This is a genomic window from Cellulomonas sp. NPDC089187, from assembly GCF_040685135.1.
GTDB lineage: Bacteria > Actinomycetota > Actinomycetes > Actinomycetales > Cellulomonadaceae > Cellulomonas.
The window spans coordinates 258,013-279,981 of record NZ_JBFBHI010000003.1 but is presented as its reverse complement, the minus strand read 5'-3'; the positions used below and the strand labels follow the sequence as shown (position 1 = coordinate 279,981).

Here is a 21,969-nt window from a genome sequence, read left to right as displayed (position 1 = left end):
TGACCCGCCATGATCCGCGTGCTCATCGCCGACGACAGCCGTGTCATGCGGCAGATCGTGATCCGCACGCTGCGCCAGGCCGGCTACGACTGGGAGGTCCGTGAGGCCGCCGACGGTGCCGAGGCGCTGCAAGCGGTCCGTGACGACGAGCCCGATGTCGTGCTGTCGGACTGGAATATGCCGGAGATGACCGGCATCGACCTGCTGCGTCGGCTGCGGGCGGAGGGCTTCGGCACTCCGTTCGGCTTCGTCACCTCGGAGGGCTCGCCGGAGATGCGCGAGACCGCCGAGGCCGCCGGGGCGTTGTTCCTGATCGCCAAGCCGTTCACCGCGGACACCTTCCGCGAGGTCATCGAGCCGGTGCTGGCGTGAGCGCGCCGACCACCACGCAGGACGGTGCCTGCCATGTCTGACGCCACGCCCCTGCCCGCCGCGCTGGAAGTGCGCGAGCTCTGGGAGGGCCTGGTCGGCCGGGATGTCTCCGTCGCCACCGGGGGCCCGATGGTTGACCCGGTGCTGAACGGGGGTGCGCAGGTGGGGGTCTACGTGGACCGGGCGATGCAGCTGTCCGCCCTGGTGCTGTTCGACCTACCGCTGTCCGCCCGGATGGGGGCGGCGATCGCACTGGTCCCGCAGGCCGCAGCGGAGACCGCGGTGAGTGAGGAGCGGCTGCCGGGCGCGCTGGCGGAGAACTCCGCGGAGATCCTCAATGTGATGGCCGCCCTGTTCAACGTCGGGGACGCCCCGCACCTGAAACTGGACACGGTCTATCAGCCCCGTGACCCTCTGCCCGCCGATGTGGCCCGCTGGGTGCTGGCCTATGTGCGACGGCTCGACCTGGAGGTCGAGGTCAGCGGGTATGGCCGGGGGGCCGCCTCGGTGTTGGTGCTCTGACTGTTCCCCGACTCCACCCATCCTGCTACTCATAAGTAGCGGATGTGCCACCTGCCCGGGTCGCCCGGAGCCCCCGGATTCGACCGGATCGCTCGTGATGGCGGCTCGGGCCGTGGCCTGCCCGCAATCGCCGCCCCTAGCGTTTCTCTTGCCGGCGCTCGCCGGGTGGGAACTCGGGATTCCCCCCCGATCTCATCACGGGGCGAGTACGTCGCTGATTCCCCTCGGGGAATGGAACCGCTGGTGGCGGCGTCGGCAACGGTCGACCGGGGAGCGTGTCCGATCCCCTTGCCGGAGAACGTCCCCGGTCGACCGACCTGACCCGCCCGACCCGGCGGACATGCCAGAATTCGCCACATGTCCTCCACCACATCGGGCACCGCTGTGCCCACAGCGCCACGCAATGCGCTGGATCGCTTCTTCAAGATCACTGAGCGGGGCTCCTCCATCGGAGCCGAGATCCGCGGCGGATTGGTCACCTTCTTCGCGATGAGCTACATCATCGTGCTGAACCCGCTGATCATCGGCACCGCCCAGGACGGCACCGGACAGTTCCTCGGCGGGGGCGCAGAGCCGAACCTCGCCAAGGTTGCCGCCACCACCGCACTGGTTGCCGGGGTGATGTCGATCCTGATGGGCGTGGTCGCGAACTTCCCGATCGCACTGGCCGCGGGTCTGGGCCTGAACGCCGCGGTGGCCTTCTCCATCGCTGCACTGCCCGACATGACCTGGGCGGATGCGATGGGCATCGTGGTGTTGGAGGGCATCCTGATCCTGGTCCTGGTGTTGACCGGGTTCCGGCAGGCGGTGTTCCAGGCGGTGCCGATGGCACTCAAGACGGCGATCAGCGTGGGGATCGGCCTGTTCGTGGCCTTCGTCGGACTGGTCAACGCCGGGCTGGTGCGCATCCCCGCGAGCCAGTCCACTCCGGTCGAGCTGGGCATCGGCGGATCGCTGGGTGCCTGGCCGCTGCTGGTGTTCGTGGTCGGCGTGTTCCTCGCGGTGATCCTGATGACCCGCAAGGTCAAGGGCGCGATCCTGATCGCCATCGTCACCTCCACCGTGCTGGCGATGATCGTTGAGGCGATCACCCATGTCGGCGCGCGCAGCGCGGACAATGCCGGTGGCTGGGCCCTGAACGTGCCCGCGCTCCCGGACTCCCCGGTCGACACCCCGGACTTCTCTCTGCTGGGGCAGTTCTCCCTGTTCGGCTCGATCAGCAAGATCGGCATCGTCGCGGTGGTGCTGCTGGTGTTCTCCCTGATGGTGGCCGACTTCTTCGACACGATGGGCACGATGGTCGCGGTCGGCGGCGAGGCCAAGCTGCTGGACGCCGACGGCAACCCGCCGCGCACCAAGCAGATCTTGATCGTCGACTCCCTGGCCGCGGTCGCCGGTGGTGCCGGGTCGGTGTCCTCCAACACCAGCTACGTCGAGTCCACCGCGGGTGTCGGTGACGGTGCCCGCACTGGTCTGGCCTCGGTGGTCACCGGTCTGGCGTTCCTGCTCGCGACCTTCCTGTCCCCGCTGATCGAGATGGTCCCCTCGGAGGCGGCCACCCCGGCGCTGGTCGTTGTCGGCTTCCTGATGTTCTTGCAGATCACGGGCATCGACTGGAAGGACTACGAGGTCGCGATCCCGGCGTTCCTGACGATCATCCTGATGCCGTTCGCCTACTCGATCACCGTGGGCATCGGCGCGGGTGTGGTGTCCTTCGTCGTGCTGAAGGTCGCGGTCGGCAAGATCCGCCAGGTGCACCCGATGATGTGGGTGGCGACCGTGCTCTTCGCGATCTACTTCTTGACCGAGCCGATCAAGTCGCTCCTGGGGCTCTGAGTCGAGGGGTACCCGGGGAGGTAGGTTCCTGGGTACCCCTCCGCAGCACAAAGGACTCTCCATGCGTATCTCCGTCATCGGGTGTGGCTACCTCGGCGCTGTGCACGCCGCGAGCATGGCCACCCTCGGGCACACCGTCGTCGGCATCGATGTCGACCAGCGCAAGATCGAGCGGCTCGCCGCTGGGATTGCCCCGTTCTACGAGCCGGGCCTGCCCGAGCTGTTGGATGGTCTGCGCGGCAGTGACCGTCTGGCCTTCACCACGGACATGACGCAGGTCGCCGGGGCCACCGTGCACTTCGTGTGTGTGGGCACCCCGCAGAAGGACGGTGAGTTCCGCGCCGACCTGTCCTCTGTGGAGTCGTCCTTCGCGGCGCTGCTGCCGCATCTGAATCCGGGCGACCTGGTGGTGGGCAAGTCCACCGTCCCGGTCGGCACTGCCGAGGAGCTGGCAGCCCGCCTGGAGGGCACTGGCGCGACCCTGGTCTGGAACCCGGAGTTCCTGCGCGAGGGATTCGCCGTGCAGGACACCTTGCACCCGGATCGTCTGGTCTACGGCCTGCCCACGGCTGAGGACGGCGCGGTGACCGAGGACGGCGAGCGGGCCCGCCGGATCCTGGACGAGGTCTACGCCTCGCCGTTGTCCGAGGGTGCCCCGTTGGTGGTCACGGACTACGCCACCTCGCAGCTGGTCAAGGTCGCGGCGAACGCCTTTCTGGCCACCAAGATCTCGTTCATCAACGCGATGGCGGAGGTGTGCGAGACCACCGGCGCCGATGTGACGCGGTTGGCGGATGCGATCGGCCACGACGTGCGGATCGGCCGGAAGTTCCTCAACGCTGGACTCGGGTTCGGCGGCGGGTGCCTGCCCAAGGACATCCGCGGCTTCATGGCCCGAGCGGGCGAACTCGGCGTGGATCAGGCGCTCTCCTTCCTCAAGGAGGTCGACGCGATCAATATGCGACGTCGGGTCCGGATGGTCGACCTGGCCCGTGAGGTGTGCGGCGGTTCCATCGTCGGACGCCGGATCGCGGTGCTCGGTGCGGCCTTCAAGCCGAACTCCGACGACATTCGCGACTCGCCCGCGCTGTCAGTGGCCGGGCAGATGCAGTTGCAGGGTGCGCATGTGGTCGTCACCGACCCGCAGGCGATCGACAACGCCCGTGCTGCCTGGCCGGGTCTGCACTACGCCACCTCGGTGGCCGAGGCTGTGCAGGATGCCGACGTGGTGCTGCTCGCCACCGAGTGGGACGAGTACAAGGCCCTCGACCCGGACTCCATCGCCGACCTGGTGGCTGGCAAGCACATCCTCGACGGTCGCAATGTGTTGGAGCCGGCGCGCTGGCGCGACGCGGGCTGGACCTACCGCGCGCTCGGTCGCCCCTGAGTCACCGACCGCTCACCCGGACGACGCCCCGGATCGCCTCATGCGATCCGGGGCGTCGTTGGTTCCACCGGTCCCTGTCATGAGCCGAGGTAATGACCTAAGCTAATGATCATGCCCGTGATCCCGCCCGGCGGAGCTGTGTCCGATGCTCTGCAGCCACCGACGTCCGCGCAGTGTCGACCGGCCACCCTCGCCGGTGAGCTGCGCAGCGCGCTGAGCGTGGCCACTCGGCGGATCCGCTCCCGTCGCGGTGCCGCCGACCTGCCCGATCAGCAGTTCACCGTGTTGGCCGTGCTGCTGCGCAAGGGGCCGATGACCCCCGGTGCCTTGGCCGACCACGAGCATGTACAACCGCCGACCATGACCCGCACCGTCAATGCTCTGGTGGAGCTGGGCTTCGTGACCAAGGAGCCGCACCCCACCGACGGTCGGGTGGTGCTGGTCCGTCCCACGGAGGCCGGGGAGTCCGAGGTCCGCGAGACCCGGCGTCGACGGGACGACTGGCTGGCCCAGCAGCTCAAGGGGTTATCCGCGGACGACCGGGCCACCCTGGCGCAGGCGGCGGTCCTCCTCCGGCAGATCGCGGCGGCGGGAGGACCCGCGCGATGAACTCCACCTTCGCCTCGCTCCGGTTCCCGAACTACCGCCTGTGGTTCGCCGGTGCCCTGGTCGCCAACATCGGCACCTGGATGCAGCGCGTCGCCCAGGACTGGCTGGTGCTGACTGACCTGTCCGACGACTCCGGGCTGGCGGTCGGGATCACCACCGCGCTCCAGTTCGCGCCCACGCTGCTGCTGTCCGCCTGGGCGGGGCTGCTCGCCGATCGGGTCAATCGGCGCAAGTTGTTGATCGCCAGTCAGATCGCGCAGGGGGCCTTGGCGCTGGGTCTCGGTGCTCTAGTGCTGTCCGGGCATGCCCAGCTGTGGCAGGTGTACCTCTTCGCGCTGGCTCTGGGCTGCGTCGCCGCGATCGACCAACCGGTGCGGCAAACCTTCGTCGCCGAGCTGGTCCCGGCCGGGAAGCTCTCCAACGCGGTGGGGTTGAACAGCGCCTCCTTCAACGCTGCGCGCCTGATCGGGCCCGGACTGGCCGGTCTGCTGATCGCGGCCTTCGGCTCCGGATGGGCATTCCTGATCAACGGGGCGACCTTCGCCGCGACGATCCTGGCGCTGACCCGGATGAAGACCGATCAGCTCTACCCGATGCCGGCCGCGCCCCGCGCCAAGGGGCAGATCCGCGAGGGCATCCGCTATGTGCGGCACCGCACCGACATCATCGTGATCATGGTGGTGATCGGTGTGGTCTCCACCTTCGGGCTGAACTTTCAGATGACCAGCGCGCTGATGGCCCGCGCGGAGTTCGGCAAGGGTGCGGGGGAGTACGGCATCCTCGGCTCGGTGATGGCCATCGGGTCACTGGCCGGCGCGCTATTGGCCGCCCGCCGTGAACGGCCCCGGGTGCGGTTGGTGATCGGCGCGGCCTTCGCCTTCGGGGTGGCCACCGGCGTGCAGGCGCTGATGCCCACCTATCTCGGCTACGCGTTGGCCTGCATCCCGGTCGGGTTGGCCTCGCTGACCATGCTCACTGCGGCGAACACCACGATCCAGATGTCCACCGATCCCGCAGTGCGCGGTCGGGTGATGTCGCTGTACATGATCGTGATGCTGGGGGCCACGCCCATCGGTGCGCCCATCGTCGGCTGGGTCGGCGAGCAGTTCGGTGCGCGGTGGTCCATCGGGATCGGGTCGATCAGCGCCCTGTTGGTCGCCACAGCGGCCGGCTTGTGGGCCAAGAAGCGTTGGGATCTCGAGGTGCATTACCGGGTGCGCGCCCGCCCGCACCTGCAGGTGGTGCACCCTCGGCGCTCGGCCGATCAGGTGGCAGCCCAGGACACGGCCGACCGCACCGCCACCTGAGCGCCACCGGGTGAATCCACCCGCCCGGGGATCGCCCGATATGTCCGGGATGTCACTATCAAGCGGTGACTGTCCGACGGTGGATCCTGCGCGGCGTCCTGCTGCTGCTCGGGCTCGTGCTGCTGCTCGGACTCTGGGTCGGGTTCCGCATGGCGCAAGCGGTCGATGCCATGGAGCGCCTCTCAGCGGAGATGGACCCGGTGAGCACCGCTGTGGCTGTGGGTGACACTTCTGTGCTCGAGCAGCGGCTGCCAGCCATCCGGGAGGCCGCAGCCCATGCTCGATCCGCGACCGGCGACCCGGTGGTGCGGGTCGCGGCCCGGCTGCCCTGGATCGGTGACGACCTGCGGGTGGTGACCGCGGTGGCCCGGGCTGCTGATCGGTTGGCCGGCGAGCCGGCGCAGGGGGTGCTGGACCTGGTGACGGCGGTGCAGGCGGACCCGCAGGACGACGGGTCGAGGGCCGCCGGTTCCACTGGTCAGGCCGACCCGGCGGTGGCGGACGTCAGCTCCGGGGGGCTCGATCTCCGCCCGCTCGCCCAAACGGCCCCGGTGCTCTCCCGGGCCGTGGACACCCTGCTCGTGCTGCACGCCGAGCTGGCCTCAGTCGATCCCTCTGGGCTGGTCGGACCGGTGCGTTCTGGACTGGATCGCCTCGCGCCGGTGGTCGACCTGGACCCAGAGGCTCTGCGCTCCGCCGCCGGGATCGCCGACCATCTGCCCGAACTGCTCGCCCTGGACGGCGCTCGGCGCTACCTGCTCCTCGCGCTCAACCCAGCGGAGCTGCGCACCCAGGGCGGGATCGTCGGTTCCGCCCTGGTGCTCACCCTCGACCACGGGGTGCTGCGGCTCACCGATCAGCGCGGCACGACGCAGCTGCCCGAGCAGGCCGACCCCGTCCTGCCGCTCACCGGTCAGGAACAGGTGCTCTACGGCGACCGCCTCGGCCGCTGGATCCAGGATGTGGTGCTCACCCCGGACTTCCCGCGCTCCGCCGAGCTGGCTGCGGCGTACTGGGATCGGGTGGTGGGTGAGCGGGTGGACGGGGTGGTGGCCACCGATCCGGTTGCGCTGACCGCCGTGCTCTCGGCGGTGGGTGGTCAGATCGACGTGGATGGGCAGTGGGTCGGCGCTGACGGGTTGATCGACCTGCTGCTGCGCCAGGCTTATCTCCAGTACGGCGACCCCCAGGCGGGGGATGCGCTCTATGCCCGCGCTGCCGCCGCCGCCTTCGCCACGCTGGTTCCGGTGCTTTCCCGGCCTGCCGCGCTCATGGCGGTGGCGGAGGTGCTGGCCCGGCAGGTCGACGACGGGCGGCTGCGTCTGTGGTCAGCCGACCCGGCAGAACAGCGCGTCCTGGCCGGATCGGCAGTGGCCGGGGACTTCCTGTCCGGCATCGACCGGGGCGGGGCGGTGGGGCTGTTCCTGGACGACACCACCGCGGGCAAACTCGGTGTCGACCTGGACGCCCGAATCGATGTCAAACTGACCGGCTGCCACGGTCCGCAGCCGGCGGCCCGGATCACGCTGCGCCTGGACTATCACCCGCCCGCCGACATCGACCGTGCGCCCGCGCAGGTGCTGGGCGACGGTGGTGCCGGACTCCCTGCGGGGTGGATTGCCACCAATCTGTCGCTGTACACGGCCCGCCACGGTGTGCTCGATGCGCTGACCCGGAACGGCAACCCGCTCGGCGGTGCCGTGGCGGAGATTGATGGGCGTGCGGTCCACACCGTCACCTCGCGGCTAGCTCCCGGCGGCGGGGAGTCCTACGTCGTGGAAGTTCCCGCCCCCGGTGGGCGGCTCGATCTGTGGACCACGCCGACGGTGGACGCACCCGGCCGAGTGTCTGCTGTCTGCGCCGGGCTATAGCGAGGCGAGGCAGAAGTCACCCGCTCGATCTCGCTGATCCTGGCCGCACCGGCGCTACAGTCGACGATAAATGTCCGGTTTGTCCGGTTCGGAGTGCGCTCGACGATGAGGCCGAGCGTAGGGGGAGGCACCATGTCGCGACGACGAATCCGCCCGACGTCGGCGGGAGCGGTGTTGATCGGGATTGGCCTCCTGCTCGGCACCGGCGGCACCGCCGCGCTGGCAGCCCCGCGCGCCGCCGATCTCCCGACGGGTGACACCGCCACGGCAGCACATCGGGCCGCCACTGCGGGTCTGCCCGACCCCACGGACCCCGATGCGAGCGGTGACGTGCAGCCGGGCGCGGTCGACCTCACCGCCCCGAACACCACGGCCTGCGTTCAACCCGCCGATGGCTATGCGCCCCGGGGCGTCTGCCAGCTGATCCTGGAACGCGCCCGTGCCGCCTGCGTCGGCGGTGCACCGGTGCTGGAGTACGCCGTGCGACCCGAGGGCACCCCGAACACCACGGTGACCCTCACCTGGCAGAACCCCGGCGGTGCGGATGTCGTCTACAGCGGGCTGCCACTGTCCGGTCGGGTGCTGTGGCCCGGCGTCGTGATCGAGGCAGGTCAGGTCGTCGACTGGCCAGGGTGGACCCGGCAGGCAGACGGCTCGCTGACCCCCGGCGACCAGGACGACTGGGTGCGTCCGCGTGTGGCGCTGCTGTTCCAGGTGAACCCGAGTGTGGCCACCGTGGTGGCGTACCCGTCGGAGGCAGCACCCTGCGCGAACCCCGACCAGACGACCACGCCCGAAGGTCAGGACGATCCGGTGCTCCCGACCTCCGCCATCGTCGACCAGCCGATCTACCGCAGTGGAGTGTTGGCAGCCGAACCCACTGTGCCGGCGGGGGCATTCCGCTCCGGGGTGTTGGCGACGACCGGAACCGACCCGCATCCCGAGCTACGTCTGGCCGGGTTGCTGCTCGCCGGTGGCGTCGTGGTGCTGGCCGTGGCCCGCCTCGCCCGTCGTCGGCCCGCGGACGACTGACTCAGACCAGCCGCTCCACCACGTGATCGATGCAGGCGGTCAGCGCCAGTACGTCCTCCGGGTCGACCGCCGGGAACATCGCCACCCGGAGCTGATTGCGCCCGAGTTTGCGGTACGGCTCCACATCCACGATCCCGTGTGCCCGCAGCACCGTCGACACGGTCGCTGCCTCGACCTCCGGGGCGAAGTCGATGGTCCCGACCACTGGCGAGCGCTGCTCCGGCTCGCGGACGAAGGGGGTGGCCCAGTCCCGGGCGTCGGCCCAGCCGTACAGATGGCCGCTGGAGGTCGCTGTCCGCTGGGCACACCAGTCCAGTCCGCCATTGGCCAGCATCCAGTCGATCTGCTCCGCCAGCGTGATCAGGGTGCTCAGCGCCGGGGTGTTCAGCGTCTGATCAGCGCGGGAGTTGGTCACCGCGGCGGTCAGCGACAGGAACTCCGGCACCCAGCGGTCACCGCGCGACTCCACCCGGGCGGCTCGCTCGAGGGCCGCGGGGGACAGCACCGCCAACCACAGCCCCCCGTCGCCGCCGAAGTTCTTCTGCGGCGCGAAGTAGTAGGCGTCGGCATGCCGGACGTCCACTGCCATGCCACCGGCGGCCGAGGTGGCGTCCACCAGCACCAGGGCATCGCCGTAGTCCATCGCGCGCCGGACCGGGGCGATGGCACCGGTCGAGGTCTCGTTCTGCGCCCAGGCGTAGACATCCACCCCGTCGGTCGCCGTCGGGAGGCCCGCGGTGCCCGGCGCGAACTCGGTCACCGCGGGCTCGTCCAGGAAGGGTGCCCGACGGGCGGCAGCGGCGAACTTCGACCCGAACTCTCCGAAGGTGGCGTGTGCCGACCGCTGCTCGATCAGGCAGGCCACCGCGACCTCCCAGAAGGCGGTGCTGCCCCCGTTGCCCAGCACCACCTCGTAGCCGTCCGGCAGATCGAAGAGCGCAGACAGACCAGCGCGTACCCGGTGCACCACGGCCTTGACCGGCGCCTGACGGTGCGAGGTTCCGAGCAGGTTCCGACCGGCATCCACCAGCGCCTGCACCTGCGCGGCCCGGACCTTCGCAGGCCCGGAACCGAACCGGCCATCCCGCGGCAGCAGAGGGGCGGGGATATCCGGCAGAGTGTCGCGGCTCACGGTCACACGCCGACCCTACTCACAGACCTTCCGCTGTGGGATCGACCAACTAACCTGTGGACGGACGAGGCCCCGGGCGAGACAGGAAGGCACCGGCGTGAGCGATCTGATCGACACCACCGAGATGTACCTCAAGACGATCTATGAGTTGTCGGAGGAGGGCATCACCCCGTTGCGCGCCCGAATCGCTGAGCGGCTCGGACACAGCGGGCCCACGGTCTCCCAGACGGTGGCCCGGATGGAGCGCGACGGGTTGGTCATCGTCTCCGGGGACCGGCATCTGGAGCTGACCGAGGCCGGGGCGCACAAGGCCACCCAGGTGATGCGCAAACACCGGCTGGCCGAGCGCCTGCTCACCGACGTGGTCAAGCTCGACTGGCAATTCGTCCACGAGGAGGCCTGTCGCTGGGAGCACGTCATGAGCGAGCGGGTGGAGCAGCGGCTCGCGGATCTGCTCGGTCACCCGCAGTTCGACCCCTACGGCAACCCGATTCCCGGCCTGCCTGAGATCGGCGAGCCGCCCGCGCCGGTGTCGTTCCTGGACGGTGTCGACTCGGTGGTGCACCTGGTGGAGCGCTCCGGTGCCGCCGTGCACGGCACCCTGTCGCGGCTCGGTGAGCCCTTGCAGACCGACGTGGAGCTGCTTGGCCGGATGTCGGCGCTCGGCCTGCTGCCCGGACGTGAGGTCACCGCCACCCCGGGGCGCGGTGTCGTCACCCTGGGTGCCCCCGGCGCGGAGGCGGTGCTCGACCTGCCCGTGGACATCGCCCGGCACGTGTTCCTCGCCACGGCCTGACCTTCTCCGTCTTCACCCGCACGGCGTCCCGCCGCGGTGTTCGGTCCTGCGACCAGCACCGCGGCGCTGTCGTATCGGGAGCCCGCGGGGCGGGCGTACATCCGGTGGGGAAACAGACCGTGACCGGAACGTGACAATCCCGCAGGGGGTCAGGTACGGTCGGTCCTGCTCGTCGGAACCCTCCTCCGTCTGAGCCTTCGGGTGGCCAGCCGAACCCTGCCATCACCCGAAGTCCGTTCGATCGCCGGCAGGGGCGGGGGAACCAACTTCGGGCGCCATGGTGCGTCCTTGGGGTGAAGTCGCGAACAGCGTCCGTGAGGACGGTGCCGCGGCCGGACATCTCCAGTCCGAACCCGACAGCTCACCTCGTAGGCACCAGGAGAGGCTGTACGTGACCGTTAGTGCTGCACGCGCCCGGCATCGTTCCGCGCGTCGCCCCGTCACCCCGCTCACCGAGCTCACCGACACCCTTGCCGGTGCCGGTCGCCGCACCGCCGTTGTCGCGGCGTCGTCCGGCCTGATGGTCTCGATGATCGCCGTCCCGGCCCACGCCGCGCCGTCGACCAACGACACCGCCCTCGGCTCGGTGGACACCACCAACCTGACCGCCTCGGCGCGGGCCGTGCTCGACACCGCCCCCCAGGTGACCGCCCCGGTCGACGCCGCGTGGACCTTCGAGGCCCCCGCCGTCACCGCTGTGGTCCCGGAGCCGGAGCCGGTGGTGGAGACCGTCACCGAGACGACGTCCCGCTCGAACACCCGGACCGAGACCGCCGCCGTGGAGGCCCCGGTCTCCGCCCCGGTGCCGCAGTCGGTGTCCGGCAACGCCGTGCTGGAGATCGCTGCCCGCTACGTCGGCGTGCCCTACGTCTCCGGTGGCACCACCCCGGCCGGCTTCGACTGCTCCGGGTTCGTGTCCTATGTCTACGCGCAGCTCGGCATCTCCCTGCCGCGCACGTCCTCGGCGATCAAGGCTGCGGGCACCGTGGTCTCGGCTGCCGAGGCCCAGCCGGGCGACATCATCTGGTCCCCGGGCCACGTCGCGATCTATGCCGGTGGCAACCAGCAGATCGACGCCCCGCGCCCCGGCAAGACCGTGCAGTTCCGCTCCATCTGGCAGAGCAACCCGGTCTTCATCCGGATCGGCTGATCCGCAGGCGACTCTCGAACGGCCCCCGCACCACACGGTGCGGGGGCCATTGTCGTTCGCGGTGGATCGGCGGATAAGACCGGGTGCGTGGTCGCAGGCTGCGCGTACGCTGGTCGCGCTGTCTCCCCAGCGGACCCGCCAGCCAGGCGGGTCCCCGCCGCAAGGAGTTCGCCGTGCTCCAGACCGTCCCTGCTCGGACCCTGCTGTTGAACGCCAGCCATGAGCCGCTGTGCGTGGTCAGCCTGCCGCGTGCGGTCACCCTGGTGCTGGCCGGGAAGGCGGTGGTGCTCGAGACCACCGGCCTGGTGCTGCACTCGGAACATGCCGCGATGTCCTGGCCTGCCGTCCTGTGCCTCACCCGCTACGTGCATGTCCCGCATCGTCGGCCGGTGCCGCCGACTCGCCGTACCGTGCTGCAACGCGACGACCACCGGTGCGCCTACTGCGGTGCCCGGGCGGACACCGTCGACCATGTGCACCCGCGGTCGCGGGGCGGTCGGCATGAGTGGGAGAACGTGGTGGCCGCCTGCCGCCGCTGCAACCACCGCAAGGCTGACCACCTGCTGCACGAGCTCGGCTGGGAGCTGAGCGTGCAGCCCGCCGTCCCCCGGGGCCCGGCCGCGTTCCTGCGCGGCACGATGGCGCAGGACCCGGCCTGGACCGCCTACCTGGTCGCTTGAGCGCGGGGCGAAGGTCAAGAAACCCTCACAGGAGGGTGCGCCGGACCTCAAACCAGAGCAGACTGGACCCGTTCCTGCGAGGAGGTCGGAAACCATGAAGCGTGACGCGGAGATCCTGGTCGGTGTCGACGGATCAGCGGCGAGCATGCACGCCCTGGACTGGGCTGCTGCCGAGGCGAAGGTCCGCGGCCGTGGGCTGCACGTGGTGTGCTCGTACACCTTGCCGTCCTTCGCGGCCGCCTCACTGGACGGTGGCTATGCCGCCCTCGACGACACGGCGATCCAGGAGGGTGCCCGGGCCGTGCTGGAGGAGGCCGCCCAGCGGGTCGCCGCCCATGACGTTCCGGTGAGCACCACCGTCGCCACCGGGGACGCGGCGGCGGTTCTGGTGGAACTGTCCCGTGAGGCCTGTCTGGCCGTGGTCGGCACCCGGGGCAAGGGCGGATTCGCCGACCGGCTGCTGGGCACCGTATCCAGCACGCTGCCCGCCCACGCCTACTGCCCCACTGTGGTGGTGCCGCTGCGCGATTCCCGTCGTGGTGGTGCGGTGCCGCAAGACGATTCGGTGCCGGTGGTGCGTCCGGTGCGCCGGGTCATCGTCGGTGTCGACGGCTCCCCGCAGGCGGATCTGGCGCTGCGGCAGGCGATCGAGGAGTCCCAGGCCTGGGGCGCGGAGCTGACCGCGGTGGCCGGGGTCCCGGTCGGGGCGGGCGCGGGTGTGATGGCCTGGCTGCCTGCCGCGGTGGACCAGACCCAGGTGCTGGCCGATGTCACCGAGGGCCTGAACGTGGTCGTCGAGCGGGCGCTGACCGACTACCCCGGCGTCACGGTGAAGCGGCATGTGCTGGACGGTACCGGTGCGGAGCTGCTGACCGAGTTCTCCACCGCCACTGACCTGATCGTGGTCGGGTCCCGTGGTCGGGGCGGTTTCACCGGGCTGCTGCTCGGCTCCACCAGTCAGGCGGTGCTGCACCACGCTGCTTGCCCGGTGATGGTGGTGACCAACCGCTGCCAGGAGAACGCCAGCGACCGGGGCAGCGCCGCCGCCACCGCCTGATTACTCAGTAGGCAGGTCCGGTCGACGCAGCAGGGCGGACAGCACCACGGTCGACCGGGTGCGCACCACGAACGGTTCGGCGGCGAACCGTTCCACCACCTGCTCCAGATGCTGCATGTCCCGGGTGCGAACCTGGACCACCAGATCCACATCACCGGTGACCGTGCTGGCGGCGACCACCTCCGGGTAGCCCTCCACTGCGTGGCGCATGGTCGCCGGTGATGTTGAGCCCTGGCAGAACAGCTCGATGAACGCCTCGGTCTGCCAGCCGACCGCCGCCGGGTCCAGCCGGACGGTGAACCCGCGGATCACCCCCGAGTCTCGCAGCCGATCCACCCGTCGCTTCACCGCCGACGCGGACAGTGCGACCGCTGCACCCAGTTCTGCGAACGACGCGCGAGCATCGAGCGCGAGCTCGCGGACAATCGCCTGGTCAATGGCGTCGAGCGCTGGGGGCTGGTGCATTCCTGCATCCTCGCCTAGCAGGCGTGCATCGCGCGACGCCCCGCGCGGGATGAGCTGCCCTGTGGTCAGATGACACCACCACGCCGGTCATACCCCTGATGACATGGCGTCACCAGCAGGGCGGTCCCTGCCGCAGTCGGCATCGGCCGTTCTGACATCTCACGTGGGCACGAGGACGTGCCGATGAGGTGGGGGCAATGCTGGGAAAGGGGATCGGCATGACGAGCATCGAGCCTCAGACGCGCGCATCGCGCCCGGCCGTCACGCAGGACAACCCGCCGGATCACCGGCAGGATCTGCCCGGCACCGGTGCGAATAATCAGGTGGGCGGGATCGCCTGGCCACCGTTGACGCGGCATCGATGGCGCCGGGTCATCGCGTGGACGGCGGGTGTGGCTGTCCTGGCGTTGGCCGTCACCGTCGGGGTCGTCCTCGACCAACGGGCACGGGCGGCTGCTGCCCAGGCGGCGATGCAGGGGCGCGCCGAGGTCGTGGACGCGGCCTACGCGGTCGATCAGGAGTTCTTCGACCACCAGCGCGAGCAGCAGGCCGCTGTCACCGGGGCGCAGGCGCGTGAGCGTGCCCTGACGGAGGCCCGCACCGCCGCGGAACAGGCGCGAGCGCTGGCAGTGGCCGCTGAACACGCCGGGGCCGAGAACCTCGCTGCCCTGCGCGCGTCTGCCGACGCACTGGAGGAGGCACTGGCCCGGCTGGGCTCGGGAGCCAGCCCGGTCGACCTGCGAGAGGTCCGTGTCGGCACCGCCGACGCGGCCCGCGTGGTGCAGGAGCAGGAGGATGCCTGGCACGCCGAACAGGAACGGTTGGCTGCCCAGCGCGCCGCAGAGCAGGCCGCGGCGGAACAGGCAGCGGCTCAGCGTCAGCAGCGGTCTCCGGCCCCGCCCAGCAGCGGTGGTGGCGGTGGTGGCAGCGCGCCGAGCACCGGTGGCTGGGCTCCCGGGGTGCAGGCCTACGGGGCCGCCGGGCTTGGAGCGGTGCTCAATCAGCACCGGGCAGCAGCTGGTCTGCCGGGGCTCAGCGTGGTCGGCTCCTCGAGTCTGCAGAATCACGCGGCGGCGATGGCCGCGGCGGGCAGCATTTGGCACTCGGGCCGCGATCACATTGTCGGGTGGGTGCAGCCGATCAACGACGGGTACATGATCCAGGCGTATATGGACTCCCCGCCGCACCGGGCGTGGATCCTCAAATCGGGGGTCAGCCGGGTCGCGATCGGCGCGGTCACCATCAACGGCGTGCTCTACACCGCCATGGTGTTCAGCTGAGGATCAGCGCAGCGCGTGGGTCAACCGGTCCAGGGCGAGGTCCAGATCTTCGGCAGCGATGGTCAGCGGCGGTGCGAGTCGGATGGTGGAGCCGTGCGTGTCCTTGGCCAGCACGCCCAGCTCCAGCAGCCGCTCGCACAGCTGCCGACCGGTGCCCCAGGCCGGGTCGACATCCAGGCCGGCCCACAGTCCGACACCCCGCGTGCCGGTGAGCAGCCCGCCCTGGACCAGGGTGCGCAGGCGCTCATGCAGGTGTGTACCGAGCTCGCGGGCGCGGTGCTGTACCTGCCCGGTGGACAGCAGTTCGATCACCGCCAGGCCGACCGCACAGGCCAGGGGGTTCCCGCCGAAGGTCGACCCGTGACTGCCCGGGGTGAGCACGCCCAGTACGTCGGGGCAACCGACCACCGCCGAGACCGGCAGCACGCCGCCGCCGAGCGCCTTGCCCAGGGTCATCAGGTCGGCCCGGACGCCCCACAGTTCCAGTGCGAAGGTGGTGCCGGTGCGGCCGAGTCCGGACTGGATCTCGTCCGCGATCAGCAGGGTGTCGGTGTCATTGCAGATCTGCCGCACCGTCGGCCAGTAGTCCGCAGGCGGCACCACCACGCCCTGCTCACCCTGGATCGGCTCCAGCAGCACCGCCACGGTGCGCTCGTCGACCGCCGCCCGAAGGGCCTGCGCATCACCGAAGGGCACGACCCGGAACCCCGGGGTGAACGGGCCGAAGCCCTGGCGTGCCTCCGGATCGGTGCTGAAGGACACGATGGTGGTGGTGCGGCCGTGGAAGTTGCCCTCCGCGACCACAATGGTGCCCTCGTCCTCGGGGATCCCGCGCTGATGTCCCCACTTGCGGGCAGTCTTGATCGCGGTTTCCACCGCCTCGGCACCGGTGTTCATCGGCAGCACCATCGGCGCGTCGATCCCGGCGATCACCGGGCGGGACAGGGCGGACAGTGCCTCGGCGAACGGGTGCAGCAGATCGTGGTCGAAAGCCCGTGATGACAGGGTCAACCGGTCGAGCTGCCGATGCGCGGCGGCGGTCAGGTCGGGATGACGATGACCGAAGTTCAACGCGGAGTACCCGGCCAGCAGATCCAGATAGGTCCGTCCCTCGACGTCGCGCACCCAGGCACCCTCACCGCTGGTCAGCGTCACCGGCAGCGGGTGGTAGTTGTGCGCAAGGGTGTCCGACGACGTCATCGATGGCGCTCCGTTCCGGGGGTCAGGGGGCGGTGCGGATCTCCAGCGTGCAGCACTTGGCTCCGCCGCCGCCCTTGAGCAGCTCGGAGGTGTCCACCGGAATCGGCTCGAATCCGCGCTCGGTCAACTGGGCGGCCAGGTCGGTGGCCCCGGGGGCGACCACCACGTGCTTGCCGTCGGAGACCGCGTTCAGTCCGAGGCAGGCGGCGTCCTGCTCGGAGGCGATCACCGCATCCGGGAATCGGCGCTCCAGCTCGGTGCGGGAGGCGTCGGAGAACGCCGGCGGGTAGTAGGCGATCAGCGGGGCGGCCGGGTCGGAGGACAGCACGCTCAACGCGGTGTCCAGGTGGTAGTAGTGCGAGTCGACCAGCTCCATCGTGACCACCTCGCGGCCGGTGACCCGGGCGATCTCCCCGTGTGAGGCACGATCGGTGCGGAATCCGGTCCCGGCCAGCAGGAGATCCCCGACCATCAGGATGTCGCCCTCGCCCTCGTTGACCTCCTCCGCGGTGTGCGTGACGAACCCGTGGTCGGCGAACCACTTCTCATAGGCCGGGCCCTCGGGCTGGCGCTCGGGGTAGCGGAACTTCGCGGAGTAGACAATGCCGTCGACCACAGTGGCCCCGTTGGCGGCGTAGACCATGTCCGGCAGGCCGGGGATCGGGTCGATCAGGTCGACGGTGTGCCCGAGTTCCAGGTAGAGGTCACGCAGCACCCGCCACTGCCGTACGGCCAGCTCTGCGTCGGTGAACCGGGTCGAGTCCATCCACGGGTTGATCTCGTAGGAGACCGTGTAGTGGGTGGGCTCGCACATCAGGTAGCGGCGCTGGGTCGGCTGCGGCGTGGTGGCCATGGGACTCCCTTGGGGGTGCGGTGTGGACTGTTGTCGAGGGTACGAGCCGCTCGACGCAGGATTCAGTAACCGATGTTGCGTGCCACAAACGATTCTTTGCGCGCAACGGGTCAGAGAGGGCGATTCGTTGCGTCGCGACGGAGGCGACGCAGCGTCAGGACCAACATCGCATGGATCAGCGCAGCGCCGGCCCACTCGGTGAGCACCGGCGGCAGGCCGCGCAGGTACACCTGCTCGGACCACGTCACCCCGGTGCCCGACGCTTGAGGGGTCACCACGATCCTGGCAGTGCCGCCCAGCACCGGCCCGAGTTTCACGAACACCGCGGTTCCGGGCACCGTGTCCAGTGGCGGCTCATAGCGCTCGATCCGCATCCGGTCGGTGAGTCCCCGCGCCCCGCGACGCGCGCCCGGGCCGGAGACCGCCACCACCAGGTCACCGGCTGCGGGTGGCTCGTCGGGGCCGCGCCACCGCCACCCGGGCCCGGGGCCACCCGTCGCCGTCGGATCTGCGCAGGCCAGATCGACCCGGGTCAGCGGCACCCACCGCGCATGGTGCCGGGCGTCGGCCACCAGCTGCCAGGCCCGATCCGGGGCGAGTGGGAGCACCTGCTCCACCCGAGCGGTGGGAACACGCGTGCGGCTGCGGCTGAACACGGCGGCTCCTTCGGGGCCGGTGCGGCACACGGACCCGACGCCATCTTCCTCGCCCTGCTGCTGCCTGCCAGCGCGACCCGCCGGGCTAGCCTGCTGCCCATGCAGACAACGACGTGGGGCAGGGCCGAGCGCGCCACCAGCGCCGTCGGCCTGGGGTGCTGGCAGCTCGGCGCGGACTGGGGCGAGGTCGACGAGGACGATGCGCTCGGCGTGCTGGCCGCGGCCGTCGACTCCGGGGTGACGTTCCTCGACACCGCCGATGTCTATGGCGACGGTCGTAGCGAGAAGCTGATCGGACGCTTCCTGGCCGAGCACACTGCCCCGCGCCCGACGGTGGCCACCAAGATGGGCCGCCGTACCGACCCGCATGTACCCGAGGCTTACACCCTGGATGCGTTCCGGGCCTGGACCGACCGGTCTCGGCAGAACCTCGGGGTCGACACCCTGGACCTGGTCCAGCTGCACTGCCCGCCGACCGCGGTGCTGGGCCGCGAGCAGACCTACGACGACCTGGACACCCTGGTGCAGGAGGGTCGGATCACGGGCTACGGCGTCTCAGTGGAGACCGTGGACGAGGCGCTGACCGCCCTCGCCCGCCCCGGCGTGGTGAGTGTGCAGATCATCGTGAACATCTTCCGCCGCAAGCCGCTGGAGCGGGTGCTGCCCGCCGCTGCCGAGGCCGGGGTGGCGATCATCGCCCGGGTGCCGCTGGCCAGCGGGCTGCTCTCCGGACGCTACGACGAGCACACCACCTTCGCGCCCACCGACCACCGACACTTCAACCGCAACGGCGACGCCTTCGACGTGGGGGAGACCTTCGCCGGAGTGCCCTTCGAAGTGGGCGTCCAGGCCGCGCGGGAGGTTGCCGCCCTGACCCCGGAGGGCTGGACCACCGCCCAGTTCGCCCTGCGTTGGGTGCTGGACCAGCCCGGCGTCTCCACCGTGATCCCCGGGGCGCGCAACGCCGAGCAGGCCCGGGCCAATGCCGCGGTGGGCGACCTGCCTGCGCTCAGCCCGGAACAGCTGGCCGCGCTGGAACGGATCTACGACCAGCGGATCCGCGAGCACGTGCACGGTCGGTGGTGACCCGGTCGTCCTGACCCGGTCGCGCCGGGCTCCGCAGGTCGGGGCCCGGCCCGATCAGGTCGGGCGGTCGGAGAGTAGCTGCGGCTCCTTGCCGGTCTCCACCACCCGCACCGGGCTGGTGGTGAACGCGGCCGGCGCGGGGCCAAAGGCCTCCCGCGCGCCGTCGATCACGGTGCGCCCCAGCGCCCGCGCCCCGGCGATCCCGACCACCGCGCCCACCCCGAAGGGCACCATCCGGCCGACCGCCACCCCGCTGTGCTTGGCCAACTGACGACGGACCAACCGCCGGGTCAGCCGGTTGTTCACCCGGGCGATGGTGCCGGTGGGCATCCGGGTCAGCAGCGCCTGGCCGACCCGCATGCCGCGCAGCCCGGTCATCGCCCCGGACTCGACCACCGCCTTCGCCCCGGATTCGCCGAGGATCGTGGCCAGCAGCAGCGCCCGTCGCCGGTCTGCGTCCTGCACCTCGATCCCGTGCACGCTGGCCACGGCCAGACTGAACGCCGCCGAGGCCGCAAAGAACGTGCCGACATCCGCCGCGGTGAGCGTGAAGGCCACCCCGGTGCCCACCGCCGGAGCTGCCGCGGCCGCCCCGACTGCGCCACCGGAGCCCTGCACGATCAGCAGGTACTCCTTCTCCAATAGGGCGATCAGTTGGGCGGGGGAGGCCTCGGGGTTTTTGCGGCGCAGCTGGTCCACATGGCTGTGGATCGCACTGGAGGGCAGCGTGACCGCACGTTCCAGTGCCGCATCCAGAAGACGGCTCACGGCTGCACCACATCCAAAGTGACCTCGGCCCCGGCCGTCAGCGTGCGCCCGACCGTGCAGTGCTCGTCCACCGCGCGGTGCACCACCCGCAGCAGCCGCTCCTTGGCGGCGTCGTCCAGACCGGACAGGTCCACCACCAGGCGCTCGTGCAGCTGCGGGTAACGGTCCTCGGTGGGATGGGTGGGGCCCTCGACGTCCAGGGTCACCGCCACGTCGTCCCCGAGCCGGTGCGCGATGGCGTGATCGGCGCTCATCCCGGAGCAGCCGGCCAGCGCCACCTTGAGCAGCTCACCAGGGGTGAAGACCGCACCGCCCTCGACGGGGCCGATCGCCACCTCGGCACCACGGCTGTTGCGTCCGGTGTAGGTCCGGGTGCCGGTGCGCTCGACCCAGAGCCGAGTCCCGGCGGCATTCGCGGGCTGAACCTCTGTCATCCCGGCATCTTTGCACTACTCCGGTCAGGCGGCTCGTGTGGCGGGCGGGCAGCGCATGACTACTGTGTGCCCCCTGACGCGATGCACTGGGGGCACAGGGGGCGCTGCATGAACGTCGTCGGACAGACGCATGTCCCGGTCGAGGAGGACCGGGTGGACGAGGCAGCCGATGTGGTGCGCGTCCTGGACCGGGTCCGTGAACACCTGGGCATGGACATCGCCTTCCTGTCCGCCTTCACCGTGGACACCCAGATCGTGCTCGCCACCAGCGACCGCACCGGGCCGATGGACATGATCGCCGGGGATGAGCGGGCGCTGACGGAGACCTACTGCCTGCGCGTGGCCCAGGGCTCGCTGCCGCAGGCGATCCCCGCGGCCCGCCGTCACCCGGTGACCCGAGAACTCCCGGTCACCGACGACCTGGGCATCGGTGCCTACATCGGTGCTCCGCTGCGCGGGCCCGATGGCGAGCCGGTCGGGATGCTGTGCTGCCTGAACCGGGGCGAGAACCCCCTGCTCGACGCGGACGCGGTCCGGGTGATGAACCTGACCGCCGCGCTGGTCGAGGACCGGGTCGGGGTCTTCGGTCTGCCGCACCGGGCCGCCGCAGTCGAACGGGTGCAGCGGATCCGTGAGGTGCTGGCGCGCCGCGATCTGCGCATGGCGTTGCAACCCATCGTCCGCCTGGACACCCGGCAGATGGTCGCCGTGGAGGCGCTGGCCCGCTTCGACCAGCGCTGGTTCCCCAACCCGACCGTCGCCTTCGCCGCGGCCGCCTCCGGGGGCGATGCCGTGGACCTGGAGCTGCTGGCCGCGCACTGCGCGCTGCGCCGCCTGGACGACGTGCCCGAGGACGTCTGGCTGGGCATCAACCTGTCCGCCGACGCCCTGCTGGATCACCGCGCCACCGAGTTGCTGCTCCCGTATGGCGCCCGGGTCGGGGTGGAGCTCACCGAACACTCCCCGGTCGACGACTACGACCCCCTGGTGGAGATCACCGACCGGCTCAAGGACGCCGGGGTGCGGGTGGCAGTCGATGACGCCGGTGCGGGTTTCGCCAGCCTCAAGCACGTGCTCCGGCTGCGCCCCACCGCGATCAAACTGGACATCGATCTGGTCCGGGGTGTGGACGACGACCCGGTGCGCCAGGCCCTGGTCCGATCAGTGGAGCAGTTCTCCGGGGCGCTCGCGGCCTGGCTCGTCGCCGAGGGCGTCGAGACCGAGGAGGAACGGCGGGCACTGCTGGACCTCGGCGTGACCTACGGGCAGGGGTACCTGTTCGGGGCTCCGGCGTGGGAGCTGGCCGGACCGGTAGGCTGAGCGGGCTGCGCCGGTCCGCTGGCGCATGCGCCTGTAGCTCAGGGGATAGAGCACCGCTCTCCTAAAGCGGGTGTCGGCAGTTCGAATCTGCCCAGGCGCACACGTGTGTCGTTGCGCCGTCACCGGCGTGCTGCCCCGCGGTCGCGGTGGCGCTGA

Annotated in this window: 22 protein-coding genes, 1 tRNA gene and 1 riboswitch; of the genes, 16 read left to right on the top strand and 7 right to left on the bottom strand. The window is 70.6% G+C overall.

The features are described from left to right. The first annotated feature begins 9 nt into the window (after positions 1-9). From AB0N78_RS09575 to AB0N78_RS09540, 8 genes are all read left to right on the top strand, one after another. Positions 10-372: a response regulator gene (locus AB0N78_RS09575; RefSeq protein WP_203767192.1), complete on the top strand. Its 363-nt coding sequence runs from the start codon at positions 10-12 to the stop codon at positions 370-372. Between the two features lie 33 nt (positions 373-405). Next, positions 406-894: a hypothetical protein gene (locus AB0N78_RS09570; protein WP_363388992.1), complete on the top strand. Its 489-nt coding sequence runs from the start codon at positions 406-408 to the stop codon at positions 892-894. 357 nt (positions 895-1,251) lie between these two features. After that, positions 1,252-2,730 (top strand): NCS2 family permease, encoded by a 1,479-nt coding sequence (locus AB0N78_RS09565; protein WP_363388989.1) that lies wholly within the window; start codon positions 1,252-1,254, stop codon positions 2,728-2,730. A 61-nt stretch (positions 2,731-2,791) separates the two neighbouring features. Then, on the top strand, positions 2,792-4,117 hold the full coding sequence (locus AB0N78_RS09560; protein ID WP_363388986.1) for a UDP-glucose/GDP-mannose dehydrogenase family protein: 1,326 nt from the start codon (positions 2,792-2,794) through the stop codon (positions 4,115-4,117). Positions 4,118-4,228: 111 nt separating this feature from the next. Beyond that, positions 4,229-4,726, top strand: a complete 498-nt coding sequence (locus tag AB0N78_RS09555; RefSeq protein ID WP_363388983.1) for a MarR family transcriptional regulator — start codon at positions 4,229-4,231, stop codon at positions 4,724-4,726. Next, a complete protein-coding gene (locus tag AB0N78_RS09550; protein ID WP_363388980.1) occupies positions 4,723-6,033 on the top strand; it encodes an MFS transporter in 1,311 nt (436 codons plus the stop codon). Before AB0N78_RS09555 ends, AB0N78_RS09550 begins: the two co-directional genes overlap by 4 nt. A 65-nt stretch (positions 6,034-6,098) precedes the next feature. After that, entirely contained in the window at positions 6,099-7,904 is a 1,806-nt protein-coding gene (locus tag AB0N78_RS09545) for a DUF4012 domain-containing protein (protein ID WP_363388977.1), read from the top strand. A 132-nt stretch (positions 7,905-8,036) separates the two neighbouring features. After that, entirely contained in the window at positions 8,037-8,936 is a 900-nt protein-coding gene (locus AB0N78_RS09540) for a hypothetical protein (RefSeq protein ID WP_363388974.1), read from the top strand. Position 8,937: 1 nt separating this feature from the next. On the opposite strand, the gene serC is transcribed toward AB0N78_RS09540, so the two are convergent. Beyond that, entirely contained in the window at positions 8,938-10,074 is a 1,137-nt protein-coding gene (serC, locus tag AB0N78_RS09535; RefSeq protein ID WP_363388971.1) for a phosphoserine transaminase, read from the bottom strand. Positions 10,075-10,165: 91 nt separating this feature from the next. On the opposite strand from serC, the gene AB0N78_RS09530 reads away from it, so the two are divergent. The 4 genes from AB0N78_RS09530 to AB0N78_RS09515 all read left to right on the top strand — a co-directional run bounded on the left by AB0N78_RS09530 (position 10,166) and on the right by AB0N78_RS09515 (position 13,751). Continuing rightward, positions 10,166-10,864, top strand: coding sequence for a metal-dependent transcriptional regulator (locus AB0N78_RS09530; RefSeq protein ID WP_363388968.1), 699 nt, complete (start codon positions 10,166-10,168; stop codon positions 10,862-10,864). A 197-nt stretch (positions 10,865-11,061) separates the two neighbouring features. Beyond that, positions 11,062-11,253: riboswitch (cyclic di-AMP (ydaO/yuaA leader) on the top strand. Between the two features lie 2 nt (positions 11,254-11,255). After that, positions 11,256-12,014, top strand: a complete 759-nt coding sequence (locus AB0N78_RS09525; RefSeq protein ID WP_363388965.1) for a C40 family peptidase — start codon at positions 11,256-11,258, stop codon at positions 12,012-12,014. A 173-nt stretch (positions 12,015-12,187) separates the two neighbouring features. Then, complete coding sequence (locus AB0N78_RS09520; RefSeq protein WP_363388962.1) at positions 12,188-12,694, top strand: HNH endonuclease; 507 nt, start codon at positions 12,188-12,190, stop codon at positions 12,692-12,694. A 94-nt stretch (positions 12,695-12,788) separates the two neighbouring features. After that, complete coding sequence (locus AB0N78_RS09515) at positions 12,789-13,751, top strand: universal stress protein (protein ID WP_363388959.1); 963 nt, start codon at positions 12,789-12,791, stop codon at positions 13,749-13,751. Here the strand turns inward: AB0N78_RS09515 and AB0N78_RS09510 are convergent, their stop codons facing one another. After that, a complete protein-coding gene (locus AB0N78_RS09510) occupies positions 13,752-14,216 on the bottom strand; it encodes an Lrp/AsnC family transcriptional regulator (RefSeq protein ID WP_363388956.1) in 465 nt (154 codons plus the stop codon). Positions 14,217-14,434: 218 nt separating this feature from the next. Here AB0N78_RS09510 and AB0N78_RS09505 point away from each other — a divergent pair, with 218 nt between their 5' ends. Next, complete coding sequence (locus tag AB0N78_RS09505) at positions 14,435-15,496, top strand: hypothetical protein (RefSeq protein ID WP_363388953.1); 1,062 nt, start codon at positions 14,435-14,437, stop codon at positions 15,494-15,496. 3 nt (positions 15,497-15,499) lie between these two features. Here the strand turns inward: AB0N78_RS09505 and rocD are convergent, their stop codons facing one another. The 3 genes from rocD to AB0N78_RS09490 form a co-directional block, all read right to left on the bottom strand. Beyond that, positions 15,500-16,696 (bottom strand): ornithine--oxo-acid transaminase, encoded by a 1,197-nt coding sequence (gene rocD, locus AB0N78_RS09500; protein WP_363388951.1) that lies wholly within the window; start codon positions 16,694-16,696, stop codon positions 15,500-15,502. 22 nt (positions 16,697-16,718) lie between these two features. Further along, positions 16,719-17,549, bottom strand: a complete 831-nt coding sequence (ddaH, locus tag AB0N78_RS09495; protein WP_363388948.1) for a dimethylargininase — start codon at positions 17,547-17,549, stop codon at positions 16,719-16,721. A gap of 110 nt (positions 17,550-17,659) precedes the next feature. Then, positions 17,660-18,205, bottom strand: coding sequence for a hypothetical protein (locus AB0N78_RS09490; RefSeq protein ID WP_363388945.1), 546 nt, complete (start codon positions 18,203-18,205; stop codon positions 17,660-17,662). Between the two features lie 99 nt (positions 18,206-18,304). Between AB0N78_RS09490 and AB0N78_RS09485 the strand changes: the two genes are divergently transcribed. Beyond that, positions 18,305-19,291: an aldo/keto reductase gene (locus AB0N78_RS09485; RefSeq protein ID WP_363388942.1), complete on the top strand. Its 987-nt coding sequence runs from the start codon at positions 18,305-18,307 to the stop codon at positions 19,289-19,291. 54 nt (positions 19,292-19,345) lie between these two features. Here AB0N78_RS09485 and AB0N78_RS09480 read toward each other — a convergent pair whose 3' ends face one another. Together AB0N78_RS09480 and AB0N78_RS09475 are read right to left on the bottom strand one after the other, a co-directional pair. Then, positions 19,346-20,059 carry a hypothetical protein gene (locus AB0N78_RS09480; protein WP_363388939.1) on the bottom strand — a complete coding sequence of 238 codons (714 nt, stop codon included), beginning with the start codon at positions 20,057-20,059 and terminating at the stop codon, positions 19,346-19,348. Continuing rightward, positions 20,056-20,493: an OsmC family protein gene (locus AB0N78_RS09475; protein ID WP_363388936.1), complete on the bottom strand. Its 438-nt coding sequence runs from the start codon at positions 20,491-20,493 to the stop codon at positions 20,056-20,058. Before AB0N78_RS09475 ends, AB0N78_RS09480 begins: the two co-directional genes overlap by 4 nt. 108 nt (positions 20,494-20,601) lie before the next feature. Between AB0N78_RS09475 and AB0N78_RS09470 the strand changes: the two genes are divergently transcribed. Continuing rightward, positions 20,602-21,813, top strand: coding sequence for an EAL domain-containing protein (locus tag AB0N78_RS09470; protein WP_363388933.1), 1,212 nt, complete (start codon positions 20,602-20,604; stop codon positions 21,811-21,813). A gap of 27 nt (positions 21,814-21,840) precedes the next feature. Next, positions 21,841-21,913, top strand: a tRNA-Arg gene (locus AB0N78_RS09465). Positions 21,914-21,969: the final 56 nt, after the last annotated feature.

Coding starts and splice junctions, on each gene's coding strand:
- ddaH (WP_363388948.1), bottom strand. CDS start 17,549: ATGGCCACCACGCCGCAGCCGACCCAGCGCCGCTACCTGATGTGCGAG.
- AB0N78_RS09515 (WP_363388959.1), top strand. CDS start 12,789: ATGAAGCGTGACGCGGAGATCCTGGTCGGTGTCGACGGATCAGCGGCG.
- AB0N78_RS09560 (WP_363388986.1), top strand. CDS start 2,792: ATGCGTATCTCCGTCATCGGGTGTGGCTACCTCGGCGCTGTGCACGCC.
- AB0N78_RS09475 (WP_363388936.1), bottom strand. CDS start 20,493: ATGACAGAGGTTCAGCCCGCGAATGCCGCCGGGACTCGGCTCTGGGTC.
- AB0N78_RS09570 (WP_363388992.1), top strand. CDS start 406: ATGTCTGACGCCACGCCCCTGCCCGCCGCGCTGGAAGTGCGCGAGCTC.
- AB0N78_RS09565 (WP_363388989.1), top strand. CDS start 1,252: ATGTCCTCCACCACATCGGGCACCGCTGTGCCCACAGCGCCACGCAAT.
- AB0N78_RS09555 (WP_363388983.1), top strand. CDS start 4,229: ATGCCCGTGATCCCGCCCGGCGGAGCTGTGTCCGATGCTCTGCAGCCA.
- AB0N78_RS09505 (WP_363388953.1), top strand. CDS start 14,435: ATGACGAGCATCGAGCCTCAGACGCGCGCATCGCGCCCGGCCGTCACG.
- rocD (WP_363388951.1), bottom strand. CDS start 16,696: ATGACGTCGTCGGACACCCTTGCGCACAACTACCACCCGCTGCCGGTG.
- AB0N78_RS09470 (WP_363388933.1), top strand. CDS start 20,602: ATGAACGTCGTCGGACAGACGCATGTCCCGGTCGAGGAGGACCGGGTG.
- AB0N78_RS09575 (WP_203767192.1), top strand. CDS start 10: ATGATCCGCGTGCTCATCGCCGACGACAGCCGTGTCATGCGGCAGATC.
- AB0N78_RS09540 (WP_363388974.1), top strand. CDS start 8,037: ATGTCGCGACGACGAATCCGCCCGACGTCGGCGGGAGCGGTGTTGATC.
- AB0N78_RS09550 (WP_363388980.1), top strand. CDS start 4,723: ATGAACTCCACCTTCGCCTCGCTCCGGTTCCCGAACTACCGCCTGTGG.
- AB0N78_RS09485 (WP_363388942.1), top strand. CDS start 18,305: ATGCAGACAACGACGTGGGGCAGGGCCGAGCGCGCCACCAGCGCCGTC.
- AB0N78_RS09510 (WP_363388956.1), bottom strand. CDS start 14,216: ATGCACCAGCCCCCAGCGCTCGACGCCATTGACCAGGCGATTGTCCGC.